The organism is Cyanobium sp. LEGE 06143 (assembly GCF_015207535.1).
Classification (GTDB): domain Bacteria; phylum Cyanobacteriota; class Cyanobacteriia; order PCC-6307; family Cyanobiaceae; genus NIES-981.
This window is the reverse complement of record NZ_JADEWP010000032.1, coordinates 1-17403: the sequence shown is the minus strand read 5'-3', so window position 1 is coordinate 17403 and position 17403 is coordinate 1. Positions and strand designations below refer to the sequence as shown.

Here is a 17403-nt window from a genome sequence, read left to right as displayed (position 1 = left end):
GACCCAGGGCCGACCAGCCCCGCCACAAGCTGGAAACGGAGACCAATCCGGAGACGCTCTTCGCTGAGCTGATGCAGGCCAGCGCCGATGGCACCGTGCCGCCGCACCTGCTGGATCGGCTGCGGACGCTGGAGGCCGCACGCTTGAAGCGTCAGCCGGCGCCAGCGGCATCGCCTGGCTCAACGGCCATGGCGGCGCCGAATCGGGGTCCGTCGCGCCCCGGCAAAGGCAACGGCAGCAGCAACGGCAAGGGTCTGGGCCGCCCCGATCCCCGCCTCATTGGTGAGCACCAGGAGCTCTACACGGCCTTCCAGCAGCTTCTGCTCGAAGACGACGAAGACCTGCCTTGATTCACAAGCGCCTCCAGGCCCCTGCCAGAGCAGATGCTCCCGCCTTGGTGAGGCTCATCGCCGTGGCGATGACAGTGCTCGCTGGCACTCCAGCCGCTGCCCAGGCGCCCCCCGAGGGCACCGGAGCCACGCAGAAGGAGTCGTTCATGCTGATGTTCGGCAAGGGCAACGGGGCGATGCGCACCCTCTGCGCCCTCGAACGCGATGGCCTGATCACCGCGACGCAGCGGCAGCGCTACAGCGACCAGCTGATGGCCGTGCTCACCGAGTCTGCTGACGGCGCCACCGCCCATCGCAACGTGCGCATCGGCATGGCCTTTGCCGATGGCCGCAGCAGCCTCTGCCCGAGCGCGGTGTTCAGCCCAGGCCCGCTCAGTCCGTAGGCTCAGAATCCTGAGCTCCCTTCTGCTGCGCCGTCACCCATGACCCTCCGCATCGGCATCAACGGCTTCGGCCGCATCGGACGCCTGGCCTTCCGCCGCGCCGTGAGTCTCGGCAGCGTGGAAGTGGTGGGCATCAACGATCTGATCGACCTCGACTACCTGGTTTACATGCTCCGCCACGACTCCACCCATGGCCGCTTTGCCGGCGAGGTGAGTGTCGAGGGGGACAAGCTGATCGTGAATGGCCAGACGATCCGGGTGAGCTCCGAGCGGGATCCCGCCAACCTGCGCTGGGGCGAGATCGGGGCCGACTACGTGCTCGAGAGCACCGGCTTCTTCCTCACCGAGGCCAGCGCCCGGGCCCACCTGGAGGCCGGCGCCCAGCGCGTGGTGATGAGCGCCCCCTCCAAGGACGCCACGCCGATGTTCGTGATGGGCGTGAACCACAGCAGCTACGCCGGCGAGGCGATCGTGTCCAACGCCAGCTGCACCACCAACTGCCTGGCACCGATGGCCAAGGTGCTGCACGACAGCTTCGGCATCGAGAGCGGGCTGATGACCACCGTGCATGCCACCACCGCCACCCAGAAGACCGTGGACGGCCCCTCGGCCAAGGACTGGCGCGGTGGCCGTGGCGCGGGCCAGAACATTATCCCCAGCTCCACCGGTGCGGCCAAGGCCGTGGGCCGGGTGATCCCTGCGCTCAATGGCAAGCTCACGGGCATGGCCTTCCGCGTGCCCACCCCCGATGTATCGGTGGTGGACCTCACCGTGAACCTGGCCCGTCCGGCCAGCTACGACCAGATCAAGGCGGCGATGAAGGCCGCCAGCGAAGGGCCGATGGCCGGCATCCTCGGCTACACGGAAGACGCCGTGGTGTCCACGGACTTCCTCGGTGAGAGCTGCACCTCGGTGTTTGATGCCGGCGCCGGCATCGCCCTCACCGACACCTTCGTGAAGCTGGTGGCCTGGTACGACAACGAGTGGGGCTACAGCTGCAAGTGCATCGATCTGATGCAGCACATGGCCACTGTGGACTGTTCCGTGTAAGTAGTGGCGGCGTTCCGCTGTCACCATGCGCCTGATCGAAGCTTTCACCTCAGCCTGGAGTCGCTCCTTCGACTACAGCGGTCGCTCCAATCGGGGTGACTACTGGTGGTTTGTGCTGGCCAACCTGATTGTGGGCATCGTCCTCCAGGTTGTCTCTGAGAAGCTCTACTGGGTCTATGCCATCGCCAGCCTGGTGCCGGGGATTCCAATCTGTGTGCGGCGCCTGCGGGACATCGGCAAGCCCTGGCCCTGGCTGTTGCTCAGCCTGATTCCGATCGTGGGGGCCATCTGGCTGATCGTGCTGTTCTGCCAGCCGTCCGTGGCGCTCTGAACCCGGTTGAGACGCCCGGGGCACTGAACAGGAGATCGCTTCTGCTCCGCCGTGCCCCTTCGCCAGGCCGTCGCACCGACAGCCCCTTCACCTGCTGCTCCGCCCAGCGCCCTTCCGTCTGCCCCCGGCTCTTGCCCCCGAGGGTCCGGCGGAGCGCTGATCTCCCTGGTGGATCTGCGCAGTGCCGCCCAGCGCCACTGGTGGCTGGCCGGGGATGGCTTCCCCCAGCGGATCGCCGGCCTGCTGGCGGCGCCGCTGCAGGCCACGGGCCAGCCGGCGGCCAGCGCGGCGGAACTGGCCGAGATCTTTGCTCCCCTGCCGGCAATCGCTGCCGCGGAGGCCCATCCCGCCTGCCGTCAGGCGGGTTACCGCTACCTCCTCTGCCTGCGTCCCAGCGGGGTGCACCTCTCCTGCTGGCGGCAGTATCCCGGTGAGGTCGGCTGGCAGCGGCGCTGCGGGCCGATGGCCCTGGCTGCCTTCATCCGGCGCTTCGGCGCGCCTCGCGGTGCATCCAGCTGATCCAGTCGGCGGAGATCTCCTGGGGGCACACGGCCTCGCATTCCAGATGGCTGCTGCAGCTGCCGAAACCCTCCTGATCCATCTGCTGCTGCATCGCCCGCGCCCGCTGGGCGCGCTCCAGCTGGCCCTGGGGCAGCTGGCCCAGGTGGGCCAGCTTGGCGGCCACGAACAGGCTGGCGGAGGCATTGCGGCAGCTGGCCACGCAGGCGCCACAGCCGATGCAGGTGGCGGTGTCGAAGGCGGATCGGGCCTGTTCGGCTCCCACCAGCATGGCGTTGCCATCCGCCGCCTGGCCGGTGTTCACCGAGCAGTAGCCACCGGCGGCGATCAGGCGGTCGAGGGCGGAGCGATCCACGGCCAGGTCCTGCACCAGGGGGAAGGCCGCCGCGCGCCAGGGCTCGAGGGTGAGCCGCTCACCACTGCTGAACTGGCGCAGGTAGAGCTGGCAGACGCTGGTGGCGGCGCGGGGGCCATGGGCCTGGCCGTTCACCAGGAAGCCGCAGCTGCCGCAGATGCCTTCGCGGCAGTCGTGCTCCATCGACACCGGCCGCTCGCCCGCTGTGATCAGCTGCTCATTGAGCTGATCCAGCGCCTCCAGCAGTGACAGATCGGCCGACACCGACTCCAGGGTGTAGTCGCAGAAGCCGCCAGGAGCCTGGGCTGATTCCTGGCGCCAGATGCGCAGATGCAGGCAGAGGGTGCGACTGCTCATGGGTGGGGCTCAGCGGTAGCTGCGGGCACTGGGCTCGAGGCTGGTGAAGGGCAGGGGTTCAGCATGGCGAACGGGGTCGGCGCCGCCCCGGTGCTCCCAGGCGGCGATGTGGGCGAAGCGGCTGTCATCACGCCTGGCCTCGCCGTCGGCGGTCTGGTGCTCCTCGCGGAAGTGGGCCCCGCACGACTCCTCGCGGGCCAGGGCATCACGCAGCATCAACTGGGCCAGGCCGAAGAAATCCTCCAGCCGCAGCGCCTTCTCCAGCTCCGGATTGGGCCCCGCCGCCGTGCCCGGCAGCCGCACCTCGGCGTGGAAGCGCTGCTCCAGCGCCGCCACCTCCGCCAGCCCGGCCCTGAGGCCGGCGGCGTCGCGGCTGATGCCGCAGCGCTCGATCATCACCGCCCCCAGCTCCCGGTGGAAGGCATCCACGGGCCGTGGGCCCGCCACCTGCAGCAGGGCGGCGATGCGGCCAGCGGCCCGGGCGCGGGCCTCGCGGCAGGCCGGGTGGTCTGCCGCGATGGCAGGGGTGGCATGGCCCGCCAGCCAGGCCGTCACCGTGAGCGGCGCGATGAAGTAGCCATCGGCCAGGCCCTGCATCAGGGCGCTGGCCCCGAGCCGGTTGGCGCCGTGCTCGGAGAAGTTGGCCTCACCCAGCACGAACAGCCCCGGAATCGAACTCATCAGCCGGTAGTCCACCCACAGGCCGCCCATCGTGTAGTGGGGCGCCGGGTAGATGCGCAGCGGCGTGGTGTAGGGATCCTCGCCAGTGATCCGCTCATACATCTGCAGCAGATTGCCGTAGCGGCTCTCGATCGTGCTGGCGCCCTGGCTGCTGATCGCATCGCGCAGATCGAGGTACACCGAGCGGCCGCCGGGCCCCACGCCATGGCCGGCCTGGCACAGCTCCCGGGCCCGCCGGGAGGCCAGATCGCGGGGCACCATGTTGCCGTAGGCGGGATAGAGACGCTCCAGGAAGTAGTCGCGCTCCTGCTCGGGAATCTCGGCCGGCGGGCGCGGATCGGCCGGCTGGAGCGGCAGCCACACGCGGCCGTCATTGCGCAGGCTCTCGCTCATCAGGGTGAGCTTGCTCTGGTAGGCGTCGCCGCTGGGGATGCAGGTGGGGTGGATCTGGGTGAAGCAGGGGTTGGCGAGCAGGGCCCCCTGGCGATGTGCCCGCCAGATGGCGCTGGCGTTGGACTTGAGCGCGTTGGTGGAGAGGAAATACACGTTGCTGTAGCCGCCGCTGGCCAGCAGCACGGCCTGGGCGGTGTGCACCTCCAGCTCACCGCTGATCAGATGGCGGGCCACCACGCCGCGGGCCACCCCCTCCACGGTGATGATCTCCAGCACATCGCGGCGGCAGAGCAGCTCCACCCGGCCGGCGGTCACCTGGCGCATGAGGGCCTGGTAGGCGCCGTAGAGCAGTTGCTGGCCCGTCTGGCCGCGGGCGTAGAAGGTGCGGCTCACCAGGGCCCCGCCGAAGTTGCGGGTGGCCAGGCTGCCGCCGTACTCCCGGGCGAAGGGCACGCCCTGGGCCACGCACTGATCAATGATGCCGCTGCTGATCTCCGCCAGCCGCCAGCAGCCCGCCTCGCGGGCGCGGAAGTCGCCGCCGCGCACGGTGTCGGCGAACAGGCGGCTGATGCTGTCGCCATCGGCGGCCCGGGGACGGGCGGCATTGATGCCCCCCTGGGCCGCCACTGAATGGGCCCGGCGCGGGCTGTCATGGAAGCTGAGCAGCCGCACCTGGTAGCCCTGTTCGGCCAGGGTGGCCGCCGCCGAGGCGCCGGCCAGGCCGCTGCCCACCACCAGCAGCCGCAGCTGCCGCTTGCGCTGCGGGCTCACCAGGGGCAGCCCCTCCTTGCAGTGCTGCCAGGCCTGCGGCAGCGGACCACCGGGCAGCTGGGCATCGGGCAGTCCGCTCATGGCCCCGGCTGCAGAGGCAGCCCCAGGCCGAGGGCCAGCGCCACGGATACCGCCGCCAAGCCGATGGCCACCACCAGGGCCAGCAGGCGCCCCGCCAGGCGGATGCGGGGGCCGTTGCCGGCATCGAGCAGGCCCAGGCTGCGGTGGGCGGCCTCCGAGCCATGCAGCAGATGCAGTCCCACGGCGGCGGCGGCGGCGAGGTAGAGGGCCAGCATGGCCGGCTGGCGCAGCACTGCCTCGAGGGCGGCCCGTTCGGCCCCCTGCGGCGGGCGCGGCCAGCGCAGCTGGCCCAGATGCACCGCCAGAAAGAGCAGCAGCCCCACGCCGCCGATCGCCTGGCTGCGGGCCGCCAGGGCCGCCAGCGGCTGGCCGCGACGGCTGCTGAGGCTGGCGCTGTTGCCGGCGCGACGGTTGGCGATCACCTTGGCCAGCCCCAGGCCCAGATGCAGCAGCGCCGCAGCCAGCAGGGCCAGCTCCACCAGGGGCAGCCAGGCGGCGCGATGCAGACCGGCCGCATAGGCCTCAAAGCGCTCGGGGGCCAGCACCGCCGGCAGCACGCCGGCCAGATGCACCAGCAGGAACAGCACCAGCAGCAGCCCCGCCCCCGCCGTGCCCAGCCTCAGCGTGGTTGCGCCCATCCCCGTGGCCACCGTTGATCGGCTGCGTTGTTGAGCCCATGGTATGGAGAACAGCGCCCCTGACACCGCATCCACTCAGTACATCTGTACTAGTCTGTGGATTGACGATCCCCACGGCGTGGCCGACATCTCCAGGCGCCGCCCCAACAGCCAGGCCAGCGCCCAGGCCACCGCCCAGCCAGGTCTCAACCTGCAGCGTCTGCTGGTGCCCCACCCCGGCGCCACCCTGCTGCTGCGGGTGGCCGGCGACTCGATGCGCGATGCCGGCATCCGGCACGGCGACCTGCTGGTGGTGGACCGGCAGCTCGAACCGCGGGCGGGCCTGGTGGTGGTGGCCCTGCTCGATGGCGGCTTCACCGTGAAACGCCTGGCCGGCCGCGGAACCCGGCAGTGGCTGGAGGCGGCCCATCCCGCCTACCCGTCCCTGCCGCTGCACCCGCATCCCGACGCCCGCATCTGGGGGGTGGCCACCCATGTGATCCGCCGCTGCTGAGGGGGCCATGCCGACCAGCACGGCCATCGCCCTGATCGATGGCAACAACTTCTATGCCTCCTGCGAGGCGGTGCTGGAGCCCGCCCTGCTGGGCCGGCCGCTGGTGGTGCTCTCCAACAACGACGGCTGCATCGTGTCGCGCAGTGCCGAGGCCAGGCGGCTCGGCATCGCCATGGGCCAGCCCTACTTCCAGGTGCAGCGCCAGCTGGAGCGCCTCGGCGTGGTGGTGCGCAGCTCCAACTACGCCCTCTACGCCGACATGAGCCAGCGGCTGATGGCCACCCTGGAGCGCTGGGTGGAGGAGCTGGAGATCTACTCGATCGACGAGGCCTTCGGCCTGCTGCCCCGGCCGCCGGGCAGCGATCTCACCGCCTGGGGGCTGGAGCTGCGGCGGGCGGTGCAGCGGGAGCTGGGGCTGCCGGTGGCGGTGGGCCTCGCCCCCACCAAGGTGCTGGCCAAGCTGGCCAACCGCCTCGCCAAGGGGCAGCCGGCCCATGGCCATGTGTTCGACCTGGGGGCCTGCAGCGACCCCTCCGCCTGGCTGCAGCAGGTGGCGATCGAAGACGTGTGGGGCATCGGCCGGCGCCTGGCCCGCTGGTGCCGGCTGCGGGGTGTCGCCCATGCCCTCGCCCTGCGCGACATGCCGAGCGGTGAGCTGCGCCAGAAGTGCGGCGTGGTGGGCCTGAGGCTGCAGCAGGAACTGCGGGGCCACCGCTGCCTGCCGCTCACCCTGGTGCCAGCGCCGAAGCAGGAAACCTGCGTGAGCCGCAGCTTCAGCCAGCCGGTGCGCACGGCCGCGGAGCTGCGCCAGGCGGTGGCCACCTACACGGTGCGGGCGGCCGAGAAGCTGCGCCGCCAACGGCAGCGGGCCGGGGCCCTGAGCGTGTTCGTGCGCAGCAACCCGTTCAACGGCACCAGCTTCTACAGCAACAGCGCCACCCTCACCCTGGCGCTGCCCAGCCAGGACACCGCCGTGCTGCTGGCGGCGGCCCTGCCCCTGGCCGAGGCCCTGTTCCGTCCCCAGCACCCGCTGCAGAAGGCCGGCGTGCTGCTGCTGCAGCTGCAGGGCGAGGAGCTGCTGCAACACCACCTGCTGCAACCGCTGCCGCCGGAGCAGCAGCAGCGCCGCGCTGCCCTGATGGCCGCCGTGGACCGGCTCAACCGCCGCTACGGGCGCGGCACCGTGCAGTGGGCCGCCTGCGGACTGCAACCGCCCTGGGCGATGCGGCGCGACAGGCTCTCCCGGGCCGCCACCACGCGGCTGGAGGCGATCCCACGGGTGCTGGCGCAGTGAAAGGCGGGATCAGCGCTGCGGCCGGGCTCGTCGTGGGGCGGAACTCAGGGCAGCTGCGCCAGGCAGGCCTCGATCATCGCCGCCGTGACCGGAATCGTCTCCAGCTCATCGGCGTTGTCGAGGAAGGCGTCAAAGGAGGCGTAGCGACGGATGCAGGGAGCGGCGCCGGGGGCGCTGCAGGCGGCGGCCCAGTCGCCGTCGTCGGGCTTCACCAGGGCATAGGCCATCAGGGCCTCCTCCAGATCACCGCCATCACCGATGCCCTCGCCGTGCCAGAGCACTTCGAAAAAGTCCATGGACGCGGGGGGAACACGGAGCACACCCAGGTTACTGAGCACGCCGGCCTCCCTGAAATCGGACACGAAACCTGAAGCGGGGCGAGAAAGAGCTGAGCCGCCATGGGTATGCTCGGATTCAGAACGGTTCCGGCGGGGTTCAGCCGCCGGAGGCAACAGGGAAAGTGCCGTTGAAATCGGCCGCTGTCCCGCAACTGTGTTTCAGGGTCCCAGGACCCTGATCAGTCAGAACACCTGCCGTTCTTCACAACTCAACTGTCTTACCTGCGAGGTACAGAGTGAAGACCATGCCAGCAAAGCTGGCCAGCCTGTCGTTGATGGCTGCGCTCAGTTTCTGCCTTGTTCTATTAACGCCTGCCCCGGCGCAGGCGATGCACATCGCCGAGGGCTTCCTGCCGCTGCAGTGGGCCGTGGCCTGGTGGCTGATCTCGCTGCCCTTCCTGGCGGTGGGCCTGCGGTCGCTGACACGCATCAGCCGCAGCCACCCGGAGCTGAAGCTGCTGCTGGCCCTGGCCGGCGCCTTCACCTTCGTGCTCTCGGCCCTGAAGATTCCCTCCGTCACCGGCAGCTGCTCCCACCCCACCGGCACCGGCCTGGGCGCGATGCTGTTCGGCCCCACGGTGATGACCGTGATCGGCAGCATCGTGCTGCTGTTCCAGGCGCTGCTGCTGGCCCACGGTGGGCTCACCACCCTGGGCGCCAACATCTTCTCGATGGCGATCGTGGGGCCCTTCGTGGCCTGGGGCGCCTTTCAGCTCTTCAGCAGCAGCGGCCACAGGCGCCTGGCGGTGTTCGCCGCCGCCGCCCTCGCCGACCTGGCCACCTACGTGGTCACCGCTGGCCAGCTGGCGATCGCCTTCCCCGCCGCCAGCGGTGGGGTGATGGCCTCATTCCTGAAATTCGGCAGCATCTTCGCGATCACCCAGATTCCCCTGGCCATCACCGAAGGCCTGCTCACCGTGCTGGTGTGGAACTGGTTGCAGTCCTATGGCCAGCCCGAGCTCAAGACCCTCCGCCTGCTCCACCAAGAGAGCTGACCCCATGACCGATTCTGGAAAGCAACGCCCCCAGGGCAACTGGCTGCTGGTGCTCGCCGTGGTGGCCCTGAGCGCCCTGCCCGTGCTGGTCGTGCGCGGCGAATTCTCCGGCGCCGACGGCCAGGGCATGGACGCCATCAGCGAGATCCAGCCCAGCTACAGGCCCTGGTTCAACGCCGTGGTGGCGTTGCCCAGCGGCGAGGTGGAAAGCCTGCTGTTCGCCAGCCAGGCGGCCCTTGGCGCCGGTGTGATCGGCTACGTGATCGGGCTCTACAAAGGACGCGCTCTGAACAGGGGCGATGAGTCACCGGATTGACGCCCTGGCCTACGGCAACCGGCTGCGCTGGTTGCCCCCGGGGCAGAAGCTGGCCTTTGCGGCGGTGCTGCTGCTGCTGGGGCTGGTGGCACCTCCGCTGGTCCAGGGCCTGATCAGCCTCTGGCTGGCGCTCTGGATCGTGGTGTACGCCGCGATCCCGGCGCGGCTCTACCTGCCGCTGCTGCTGTTGCCGCTGGGGTTCGCCATCGCCAGCCTGCCGGCCCTGCTGCTGCAGGCGGTGCCGCTCGACGCCTTCACCGCCACCGCTCGCGGGGACGTGTGGCAACAGCTGGCCCGGCCCCTGGCCGGCGGCTGGATGCTGTATGTGAGCCAGCAGGGGGTGGGGCAGGCCGCGCTGCTGATCAGCCGCTCGCTGGCCGCCAGCAGCTGTCTGATGTTCGTGCTGCTCACCACGCCCTTCAGTGAGCTGATCGCTGTGCTGCGGCGCCTGCGACTGCCGCCCCTGCTGCTGGAGCTGCTGGTGCTCACCTATGGCTTCATCTTCACCCTGATGGGCATCGCCAGCGAGCTGTGGGTGGCGCAGCAGGCCAGGGCCGGGAGGCGCGGCTGGAGGCAGCGACTGAAGAGTCTGGGGGTGCTGGTGGCCCAGTTATTGCATCGCTCCCTGGCGAGCTACCGGGGCCTCGCCATGGGCCTGGCGGCCCGGGGGTTTGACGGCGAGCTGCGGGTGCTGGCTGCAGAGCGACACCGGGGCTCGCCGCGCCATCAGCGAGAGGCCATCGCCGGCTGTGCCCTGCTCGGTGCCCTGTCCTTGGGGCTGGGGCGATGACTCCAGCGCAGCCCCCCGATGGCGGTAAGCCGGCAACAACCCTGCTGCGCTTCGAGGCGGTGGGCTTCCGCTACCCCTGCGCCCTCGAAGCGTGCATCAGCGGCCTCAGCCTGGACGTGCCCGAGGGGTGGCGCTGCGGCCTGATCGGCGACAACGGCTGCGGCAAAACCACCCTGTTCCTGCTGGCCAATGGCCTGCTGCGCCCTCAGCAGGGCCAACTCCGCTGGCGAGAGGCACCAATCCGCTACGAGCGCGGATCCCTGCGCCGCCTGCGCCAGCAGGTGGGGCTGGTGTTTCAGAACCCGGAACATCAGCTGGTGGCCACCACGGTGGAGGAGGACCTCTCCTTCGGTCTGGTGAATCTGGGCCTGGAGGAGGCTGAAATCCGCCGCCGGATGCAACAGGCCGCGGAGACCTTCGGGCTGGAGGCCTTGCTGGAGCGCCCCACCCACATGCTCAGCATGGGCCAGAAAAAAAGCCTCTCCCTGGCCGATGTGATGGTGCTCGAGCCCGAGCTGCTGCTGCTCGATGAGCCCACCGCCTATCTGAGCCCGGGCCATGGCCGGGCGTTGCTGCAGCAGTTGCAGCGGATTCATGCCAGCGGCACCACCATCCTGGTGGCCAGCCATGACATGGAGTTCCTGAACAGCTGGGCCGACTGGCTGTTCGTGATCGAGGGCGGGCGGCTGGTGCTGGAGGGCACACCCGCCGATATCTTCGCCCGCCGCGATCAGCTCGAAGCCCTGAATCTGGGCGTGCCACCAAGTTTTGATCACCTATTCAGCAGGTGATAGGGCTTGGTGAAGGCTCCGGGTGGCTGGCTTGGCGGCCCAGGCAGGCCAACAGAGAACATCGAACATGTAGAGCTTGGCCCAGAAACGGGCCTGGGGCTATACGAGGGGATTACCGGTGAACAGCACGGGCCAGAGCATGTGGAAGATCGCCGTGAGGGCGAACTGCAAACGACGGAAACTTGCGCAGGCGAATGAACGCCGTGCAGGGCCAGGCGAAGAAACTCTGCCAGCATGCTTTTATGAGCCTAAGCTCATAGTCTTGCTATGGCCTTGCCTGTGTCGCGTTGTCGCTGGCCCAGCGGAGGCTGCTGCAGGCAGGGGCTAGCGCCAGTCGAGGCCTGGAACAAAGGGAATGATCGCCGGGGTGGATGCCATGAAGGCGGCATAGGTGGCGTGAATGGAACAGAGCCGCTGTTCTTCGCGACGGGCCTTCAGGCTGAGCACGGTCGCCAAGGCCAGCAGCAGGCCCAGATGCAGCAGGCTGCCGAGAGCCAGCGTCACCCCCAGGGAACAGAGCAGCAGCGACTGATACAGGGGATGGCGGCAGCGGGCGTAGGCGCCTTCGGTGACCAGGGGCGCTCCGGCGATCGGTTCGGGCAGCGGGCTGAGACTGTCCCCCAGGTTCAGAGCTCCCTGGCCGCCGATGAACAGGCCGGTCAGGATCGTGAACCCACCGATCAGTCGCATCGCCAGCGGCCAGTGAATCCCCAGTGCCGCCGGGGCAGGCGTTGGTGGCAGCCAGTGGGCGGAGATCAGGATCATCTGGGCCAGCACCCACCACTCGCCATGGCGGTTGTTCCGCAGACCTTCCCAGGAGAAGCCCCATTTCCGCAGTCGTTCGTTGAGGTGGCTCGGCATCGTGTGGTTGGTTGAAACAAGGGGGGGGGGTGGAGCTCATGGCTTCAGCCCAGTGATGTCAGCGGTGCGGAGGCAGGCCATGCAGGACCTGCACCACGTCGGGTGGCAGCATCACCTTCACGGCGCCCTCCCGGTCATCGGTCGGCACCTGCAGCTGCAGCGGCAGCACCTCACTCGGCCTCGGTTCCATGGCGTCGGCGTCGAACTGGGCCGAGGTCTCAGGGAGATCCGCCGCTCCGAGGGCCACCAATTCCCCACTGCGGTTCGGCAGCAGCCAGGCGCCGCCGAGTGCATCGCTCAGCAGCAGCGGCCGCTGGTGATCCACCGCCTGCCCGGGTGAGCGGGCGTTCAGGCGCAGGCGCCAGCCGGCTGGATAGGCGGGATCGGGCTGCTCAAACAGGGTCAGGCCCCAGAGATGGCCCGAGGAGTCGGTGAGGCTCCGGCGCAGCGGATCGTCCGCTGCCGTGGCCTGGAGTGGCAGCAGCATCAACACCAGAGCAAGCAGAACAGCTGCAGCCACTGACCTCAGCAAGGGCCCAGGCGAGCAGCAGTGACCCGGGCGGCCAGCCCCTCGATCCACGGCAACAGGAATGCCCATAACGCCTTTCGCAACATAACGTCGTTCAACGCTACTGTGTTAATGGGAGGATTGGGTGCCAGGTCGAGCCCCCGCTGGTGCGGGTCCATCAGCGCCTCCTGCGGCTCCAGCCCATCCCGTTCTCATGTCTGACGATGACGACAACCTCCCTGCCTCCCTCACGGCTGGCGATGCACGAGTGCAATGTGCACAGGAGTTTCACCCTGCAACTCCAGGGGCCGGCGTGGCCGAGCCAGGCAAGAGCAGTAAAACCGTTTCAAGACGATCATGATCAAGACCGTCCCATCTGGCACCAGCGCATCTGGATATCACTTGAAACGGCGGTTGTTGGCCTGATCCTGATGGCCTGCGTTCTGCTTGGCGTGGGAGCTCAGCCGATCGCCATGGCTGCTTCCACACCACCTGAGCCCACATTGGAGAGCGCCGTTGATCGTTATCTCGTTTCCATGCCGGGAGACTATTACGCTGTTCGCACAGTTCCAGGCTTGAAGCGCCTGATCGGAAGTGACGAGGCCTTGCTGGTTGATGTGCGCCAGCCCTCTGAATACCAGGCAGGATATATCCCAGGAGCCATCAACATTCCTCTCAAGGATCTCGAGCACCGCCTCGACCTCATCCCCACGGATCAAGCCGTGGTGTTGTATTGCTCGACGGGCTACCGATCAGCGATGGGAGTGATGGCACTCCAGTTGCAGGGATTTGATCAGGTCAGGGGATTCCCGCCCAGCTTTGCCGGCTGGCAGTCAGCCGGTGAGCCCATATCCCGATTGGATCCCTCTGGCGAGATTCAGGCTGGCGTGGCTCAGGCCCAGCGCTGACGCAGCAGGCGCAGGCCGTTGGCGATCACCAGCAGGCTGGTGCCCATGTCGGCAACAACGGCCTGCCACATGGTGGCGCTGCCCGTGAGGGTGAGCAGCAGAAAGGCCGCCTTGATGCCGAGGGCAAGGCCGATGTTCTGCCAGAGCACCCGCCAGGTCTGCCGCGACAGAAGGATGGTGTCGGCCAGACGGTTCGGGTCGTCGTCCATCACCACCACATCGGCGGTGTCCATGGCGGTGTCACTGCCGGCGGCGCCCATGGCAAAGCCCACCGTCGCCCCGGCCAGGGCGGGCGCGTCATTGATGCCATCGCCCACCATGCCGGTGGGTCCCTCCTGCTGCAGAGCGAGCACCAGCTCCAGCTTCTGCTCCGGCAGCAGGCCGCTGTGAACCCGCTCGATGCCGGCCTGCCGGCCGACCAGCTCGGCCGTGAGGGCGTTGTCGCCACTGAGCATCACCAGGTTGAGGCCGAGGTGCTTCAGGCGCTCCACGGCCCTGGCGGCGCTGGGGCGAAGCGGATCGGCCGAGCCGCAGAGAGCCAGCACGCCCTGGGCGTCGGCCAACAGGCTGACGCTGCGGGCCCGCTGCTGCTGCTGCCTGATCCTCTCGCTGAGCTCCGGGGTGTCCAGACCCAGCTCCTGAATCCAGCGGTGGCTGGCGAGCCACAGGGGCCGACCCTCCACCAGGCCGCTCAGACCACGGCCGCCGCTGGCGCTCAGCTCCTCCACCGGCAGCCGCTCCGCATCCAGCCCCGCCGCGATGGCGCGGGAGATGGGGTGGTCCGAACGGCAGGCGAGGGAGGCGGCCCACTGGCGCAGCTGGCCGGCAGGGATGCGGCTGTCGATCACCTCGAAGGCCTCCAGCCTGGGCCGGCCGGTGGTGAGGGTGCCGGTCTTGTCGAAGGCCAGCACGCGCAGGTTGCGGGCCTGCTCCAGGTGGAGGCCGCCCTTGATCACGATGCCGCGTCGGGCGGCGGCGGTGAGTCCACTCACCAGGGTGACCGGGGTAGCGATCACCAGGGCACAGGGACAGGCGATCACCAGTAGCACCAGGGCCCGGTACACCGCCTCGAGCGGTGTGAGCCCCAGCAGCCCCGGGCTCAGCAGGGCCACCAAGAGCGCCAGCAGAAACACCACAGGCGTGTAGCGCGCCGCGAAGCGATCCACAAAGCGCTGGATGGGCGCCCGTGAGGCCTGGGCCTCCTCCACCGCGTGAATGATCCGGGCCAGGGTGCTGGTGGCCGCCGTGCAGGTGGAGCGGATCTCCAGGGCGCCGTCGGTGTTCAAAGTGCCGGCAAACACCGCATCACCGCCGGCCTTGTCCACCGGCAGGCTCTCGCCGGTCACCGGGGCCTGGTTCACGGCACTGCGGCCGCTGAGCACCACCCCGTCGAGGGGAATCCGCTCGCCAGGCTCCACCCGCAGCCGTTGCCCCACCACCACGTGGCCCACTTCGGTGCGGGCCCACTCCCCAGGCCGCAACTCCACCGTGGCCAGCTCGGGGGCCAGCTGCATCAGGTTGCCGATGGCCTGGCGGGCACGGTCTGCCGCCTGGGCCTCCAGCGCCTCGGCCAGGGCGTAGAGGGCCATCACCATGCCGGCTTCCGGCCAGTGACCGATCAGGAAGGCCCCGCTCACCGCCACAGCCATCAGGGCGTTGATGTTGAGCCGCCCCTGGCGCAGGGCAGCCAGTCCCTTGAGGTACACCGCCAGTCCTGCCAGGCCAATGGCACTCGCCGACAGCCCCAGCACCAGGGCCTGCTGCGCCACGGAGCCCGGCACCAGCACATTCACGGCCTCGGCGGCGGCAGCGAGCAGCAGGGCCAGAAGCATCCTGGCCCAGGGCACCGGAGCGGCCCGGGGCGTGGACGCCGCAGTGCCCTCCAGCCGCTGGGGCGGGTAGCCGAGGCGCTGCAGGAGCAGCTCCGCCTGGGCCAGGGCGGCCGCATCGGCGCGGATCAGCAGGCTGTGGCTGGCCAGCTGGAAGCGCAGCTCAACAATGCCGGCCACATCGCTGAGGGCCTGGCGAATCTCCAGTTCCTCCGTGGCGCAATCGAGGGCAGGGATCCACCACACCTCGCCGTCAGGTCCCAGGCCGGAGGGGGTAGGCGGGCTGACCATCGGATCGGGCGGGGCTGGGGTCCGTAGCCAGCCTGGTGGAACTTCAGCCTGGCTGGATGGCTGCCGCGCATCGCKGAGCTGGACCAGCCAAGGGGGGCATGTCAGCCCCACCGGAGATGATGGGTGCCGTTGCCAGAACAGAAGGCCATGAAGCTGCCGGAAGGATGGACAGTGTGGCTGGCCGTGCTGGGGCTCAACGCCATGGCTGGCGCCATGTGGTTTCTGAACCGTGGCGTGGAGCGCCCCGAAGCCGGCGGCAGCCTCTGGGCCATGCTGCGCTCGCTCGGCCCCGGTGGCGTGGGATAGGCGCTGAACGTCCACCCCTGCGAGACGAGCAAGACGAGACGAGCAAGAAGGGGGCGTTCCTTGCGGTGTCTTGATCAGCATCGGGGTGATCATCTTGCTGGATCTGGCCTTCCTGGGAACAGGCCGGAGGACACCTTCGGGGCGATTCTGCGGCAGGCCGGTATCAGCGTGGAGGCGTTTCTAAGCCAGTAGTCCCGGGCTCCCGAGATGGAGTCGCATCAAGGGTGTCGGCCTCGGTGTGGATCGCGGCGGCAGCTGCGCTGGCCCGGTAGGAGCCATCCTCCGCTTCCTCGACAACGAAAAGGATTTCCTGCATAGCACCCTCCAATGGCACCAGTCTTGCGGCGGTGAGCGGGATGCCGCCCCTGACTGGGCAAAGGGACGAGGACGACACAACCACGCCCGGCGCCGGGTTGCTGCATCCGCCACGCGATCACGCCAGAAGCGATCCCAGCAGGGGCTCCTTCCTGACGGGCCGCCCAAAACCAAACCGGGCCCTGGTGGCCGGCAGCCGCCAGCATCACTCCATGGCCTCCAGCCCCTCTGCCGCCTTCCTGCGCCTGCGCGCGTTCATCCAAACCGCAACGATGGTGAGCCTGCTTCCGGGCGAAGCCAGTCGTCGTCAGAATGGAGTCATGACGGCCACCACAGCCTCCAAACCGATCGAGCCGAGGCTGGCGGGCATGGTTGCCGGCATTCGCCAGCTGATCCCTGCTGCTGATGTGCGTCTGTACTCCTGCGGAGAAGCCTGCGGCTACGGATCGAGGGCCCGCGGTGATGGCCGGGCCGACTCCGATGTGGACCTGCTGATCACCGTGCCTGATGCCTGGCTGGCGCAGCGCGACCGCTTTGCGCTGCTCGCTGACCTCTGGGGTGCCGTGGCGCAGCCGGATCTGTCGGTCGACCTGGTGCTCCACTCGAGCAGCGAAGTGGCCCGCCGAGCCAAGGAGCCAGGCTCCCTGGTGTATGAGGCCCTACGAGAGGGCGTTCTGCTCGATGGCAAGGCCTGAAGCGCTGCGGCTGCTGCGCATCGCCCGCCGCGACCTCAGGATGGCCCGCCGTCTGCTGGATCCAGAGGTGGAGGAAGCCAGCTGGGGCTGGGCCGCGCAGCAGTGTCTGGAGAAGGCCCTCAAAGCCTGGTTGCTGCAACTCGCCTGAGATCCGCCGCTCACCCATGAACTGCGCCGCCTGCGCCACATCACCGATTCGGTGCTCAGCGGTGGCTGAGGAACTGCTCCAGGGTCATGCCGATGTCCTTGGCGATCTGACGAAGCAGCGGAGGAGAGATATCACGTCCCCTGTGGACAGGAACTGTGGTGCAGCGTCCTCGAGGATCACGAAACTGCAGATGGGAGCCGCGTTGGCGAACCACATCGAAGCCCAGCTTCCGAAGAATGTCCGCCACCTCAGAGGACTTGAGGACGGGGGTTGAGCCCACGTTCAGGCCGGCACCACGATCTGCTGCAGGCCCACGAAGTCGCTTTCCAGGGCAGGCTCGCCGTCCTCCAGGAGCATGGCGATCACCTCCTGGAGGTTGGCCTGCAGCTCATCAAGGGTCTCCCCCTGGGTGTGGGCGCCGGGGAAGCCCGGGACGTAGCCCACAAGCAGGCCCGTGTCCGCGCAGCGCTCGATCACGGCGGAGAACGTACGCACAGTCTCTGCTGCCTTCAGTGGATTCATCGTAGGCAACTCGCCAAGTCTTTCCGAAGGGGTGACAAAGGGCATGGCATCGCCGCAGGGCTTCTGCCCCACAGGTGCCACCCCCCGTCACACC

24 protein-coding genes and 1 riboswitch are annotated in these 17403 nt (G+C 68.9%); of the genes, 15 read left to right on the top strand and 9 right to left on the bottom strand.

The window, feature by feature from the left end; all coding sequences use genetic code 11:
* From IQ216_RS04025 to IQ216_RS04005, 5 genes are all read left to right on the top strand, one after another.
* Positions 1–350, top strand: a 350-nt coding sequence (locus IQ216_RS04025) for a hypothetical protein (RefSeq protein ID WP_193814430.1), incomplete at its 5' end; no start/stop codon positions are given.
* Between the two features lie 68 nt (positions 351–418).
* On the top strand, positions 419–733 hold the full coding sequence (locus tag IQ216_RS04020) for a hypothetical protein (RefSeq protein ID WP_193814429.1): 315 nt from the start codon (positions 419–421) through the stop codon (positions 731–733).
* Positions 734–772: 39 nt separating this feature from the next.
* Positions 773–1783, top strand: coding sequence for a type I glyceraldehyde-3-phosphate dehydrogenase (gap, locus tag IQ216_RS04015; RefSeq protein ID WP_193814428.1), 1011 nt, complete (start codon positions 773–775; stop codon positions 1781–1783).
* A 25-nt stretch (positions 1784–1808) separates the two neighbouring features.
* The gene (locus tag IQ216_RS04010) at positions 1809–2114 is read left to right on the top strand and encodes a DUF805 domain-containing protein (protein WP_193814427.1); all 306 of its coding nucleotides are present in this window, start codon (positions 1809–1811) and stop codon (positions 2112–2114) included.
* A gap of 168 nt (positions 2115–2282) precedes the next feature.
* A complete protein-coding gene (locus IQ216_RS04005; RefSeq protein WP_193814426.1) occupies positions 2283–2633 on the top strand; it encodes a hypothetical protein in 351 nt (116 codons plus the stop codon).
* Here IQ216_RS04005 and IQ216_RS04000 read toward each other — a convergent pair.
* The 3 genes from IQ216_RS04000 to IQ216_RS03990 are packed head-to-tail and all read right to left on the bottom strand — an operon-like array spanning position 2593 to position 5909.
* A complete protein-coding gene (locus tag IQ216_RS04000; RefSeq protein ID WP_193814425.1) occupies positions 2593–3345 on the bottom strand; it encodes a succinate dehydrogenase/fumarate reductase iron-sulfur subunit in 753 nt (250 codons plus the stop codon). The two genes, IQ216_RS04005 and IQ216_RS04000, sit on opposite strands and share 41 nt — an antisense overlap.
* Positions 3346–3354: 9 nt before the next feature.
* Entirely contained in the window at positions 3355–5271 is a 1917-nt protein-coding gene (locus IQ216_RS03995) for a fumarate reductase/succinate dehydrogenase flavoprotein subunit (RefSeq protein ID WP_193814424.1), read from the bottom strand.
* Positions 5268–5909, bottom strand: coding sequence for a succinate dehydrogenase (locus IQ216_RS03990; RefSeq protein WP_193814423.1), 642 nt, complete (start codon positions 5907–5909; stop codon positions 5268–5270). Before IQ216_RS03990 ends, IQ216_RS03995 begins: the two co-directional genes overlap by 4 nt.
* A gap of 43 nt (positions 5910–5952) precedes the next feature.
* Between IQ216_RS03990 and IQ216_RS03985 the strand changes: the two genes are divergently transcribed.
* Positions 5953–6402 (top strand): LexA family transcriptional regulator, encoded by a 450-nt coding sequence (locus tag IQ216_RS03985; protein ID WP_193814422.1) that lies wholly within the window; start codon positions 5953–5955, stop codon positions 6400–6402.
* 7 nt (positions 6403–6409) lie between these two features.
* The gene (locus IQ216_RS03980) at positions 6410–7696 is read left to right on the top strand and encodes a Y-family DNA polymerase (RefSeq protein ID WP_193814421.1); all 1287 of its coding nucleotides are present in this window, start codon (positions 6410–6412) and stop codon (positions 7694–7696) included.
* A 44-nt stretch (positions 7697–7740) separates the two neighbouring features.
* Here IQ216_RS03980 and IQ216_RS03975 read toward each other — a convergent pair whose 3' ends face one another.
* Positions 7741–7992 carry a hypothetical protein gene (locus tag IQ216_RS03975; protein ID WP_186699864.1) on the bottom strand — a complete coding sequence of 84 codons (252 nt, stop codon included), beginning with the start codon at positions 7990–7992 and terminating at the stop codon, positions 7741–7743.
* A gap of 107 nt (positions 7993–8099) precedes the next feature.
* Positions 8100–8249: riboswitch (cobalamin riboswitch) on the top strand.
* Positions 8250–8309: 60 nt separating this feature from the next.
* Here IQ216_RS03975 and IQ216_RS03970 point away from each other — a divergent pair.
* From IQ216_RS03970 to IQ216_RS03955, 4 genes are read left to right on the top strand one after another with little or no spacing between them, the layout of a single operon-like run.
* Complete coding sequence (locus tag IQ216_RS03970) at positions 8310–9029, top strand: energy-coupling factor ABC transporter permease (RefSeq protein WP_193814432.1); 720 nt, start codon at positions 8310–8312, stop codon at positions 9027–9029.
* A 4-nt stretch (positions 9030–9033) separates the two neighbouring features.
* Positions 9034–9345 (top strand): energy-coupling factor ABC transporter substrate-binding protein, encoded by a 312-nt coding sequence (locus tag IQ216_RS03965; RefSeq protein WP_186699868.1) that lies wholly within the window; start codon positions 9034–9036, stop codon positions 9343–9345.
* The gene (cbiQ, locus tag IQ216_RS03960) at positions 9329–10135 is read left to right on the top strand and encodes a cobalt ECF transporter T component CbiQ (protein WP_193814420.1); all 807 of its coding nucleotides are present in this window, start codon (positions 9329–9331) and stop codon (positions 10133–10135) included. Before IQ216_RS03965 ends, cbiQ begins: the two co-directional genes overlap by 17 nt.
* Positions 10132–10926 carry an energy-coupling factor ABC transporter ATP-binding protein gene (locus tag IQ216_RS03955; protein WP_193814419.1) on the top strand — a complete coding sequence of 265 codons (795 nt, stop codon included), beginning with the start codon at positions 10132–10134 and terminating at the stop codon, positions 10924–10926. Before cbiQ ends, IQ216_RS03955 begins: the two co-directional genes overlap by 4 nt.
* Before the next feature lie 324 nt (positions 10927–11250).
* On the opposite strand, the gene IQ216_RS03950 is transcribed toward IQ216_RS03955, so the two are convergent.
* Both IQ216_RS03950 and IQ216_RS03945 read right to left on the bottom strand, forming a co-directional pair.
* Positions 11251–11787, bottom strand: coding sequence for an isoprenylcysteine carboxylmethyltransferase family protein (locus IQ216_RS03950; RefSeq protein ID WP_193814418.1), 537 nt, complete (start codon positions 11785–11787; stop codon positions 11251–11253).
* Between the two features lie 58 nt (positions 11788–11845).
* Positions 11846–12274, bottom strand: a complete 429-nt coding sequence (locus tag IQ216_RS03945; protein ID WP_228007110.1) for a DUF3122 domain-containing protein — start codon at positions 12272–12274, stop codon at positions 11846–11848.
* 281 nt (positions 12275–12555) lie between these two features.
* Here IQ216_RS03945 and IQ216_RS03940 point away from each other — a divergent pair, with 281 nt between their 5' ends.
* Positions 12556–13203, top strand: a complete 648-nt coding sequence (locus IQ216_RS03940) for a rhodanese-like domain-containing protein (protein WP_228007109.1) — start codon at positions 12556–12558, stop codon at positions 13201–13203.
* Here the strand turns inward: IQ216_RS03940 and IQ216_RS03935 are convergent.
* Positions 13188–15323, bottom strand: coding sequence for a cation-translocating P-type ATPase (locus IQ216_RS03935; RefSeq protein ID WP_193814416.1), 2136 nt, complete (start codon positions 15321–15323; stop codon positions 13188–13190). The genes IQ216_RS03940 and IQ216_RS03935 overlap by 16 nt on opposite strands.
* A gap of 123 nt (positions 15324–15446) precedes the next feature.
* On the opposite strand from IQ216_RS03935, the gene IQ216_RS03930 reads away from it, so the two are divergent.
* The 3 genes from IQ216_RS03930 (at position 15447) to IQ216_RS03920 (ending at position 16787) form a co-directional block, all read left to right on the top strand.
* Positions 15447–15629, top strand: a complete 183-nt coding sequence (locus IQ216_RS03930; protein ID WP_193814433.1) for a hypothetical protein — start codon at positions 15447–15449, stop codon at positions 15627–15629.
* A 635-nt stretch (positions 15630–16264) separates the two neighbouring features.
* Positions 16265–16639: a nucleotidyltransferase domain-containing protein gene (locus IQ216_RS03925; RefSeq protein ID WP_193814415.1), complete on the top strand. Its 375-nt coding sequence runs from the start codon at positions 16265–16267 to the stop codon at positions 16637–16639.
* Complete coding sequence (locus IQ216_RS03920; RefSeq protein ID WP_193814414.1) at positions 16626–16787, top strand: HEPN domain-containing protein; 162 nt, start codon at positions 16626–16628, stop codon at positions 16785–16787. The genes IQ216_RS03925 and IQ216_RS03920 overlap by 14 nt, the downstream gene beginning before the upstream one ends.
* Positions 16788–16842: 55 nt before the next feature.
* Here the strand turns inward: IQ216_RS03920 and IQ216_RS03915 are convergent, their stop codons facing one another.
* Together IQ216_RS03915 and IQ216_RS03910 are read right to left on the bottom strand one after the other, a co-directional pair.
* Entirely contained in the window at positions 16843–17034 is a 192-nt protein-coding gene (locus IQ216_RS03915) for a type II toxin-antitoxin system HicA family toxin (RefSeq protein WP_370566597.1), read from the bottom strand.
* Between the two features lie 35 nt (positions 17035–17069).
* On the bottom strand, positions 17070–17282 hold the full coding sequence (locus tag IQ216_RS03910) for a type II toxin-antitoxin system HicB family antitoxin (protein ID WP_370566596.1): 213 nt from the start codon (positions 17280–17282) through the stop codon (positions 17070–17072).
* Positions 17283–17403: the final 121 nt, after the last annotated feature.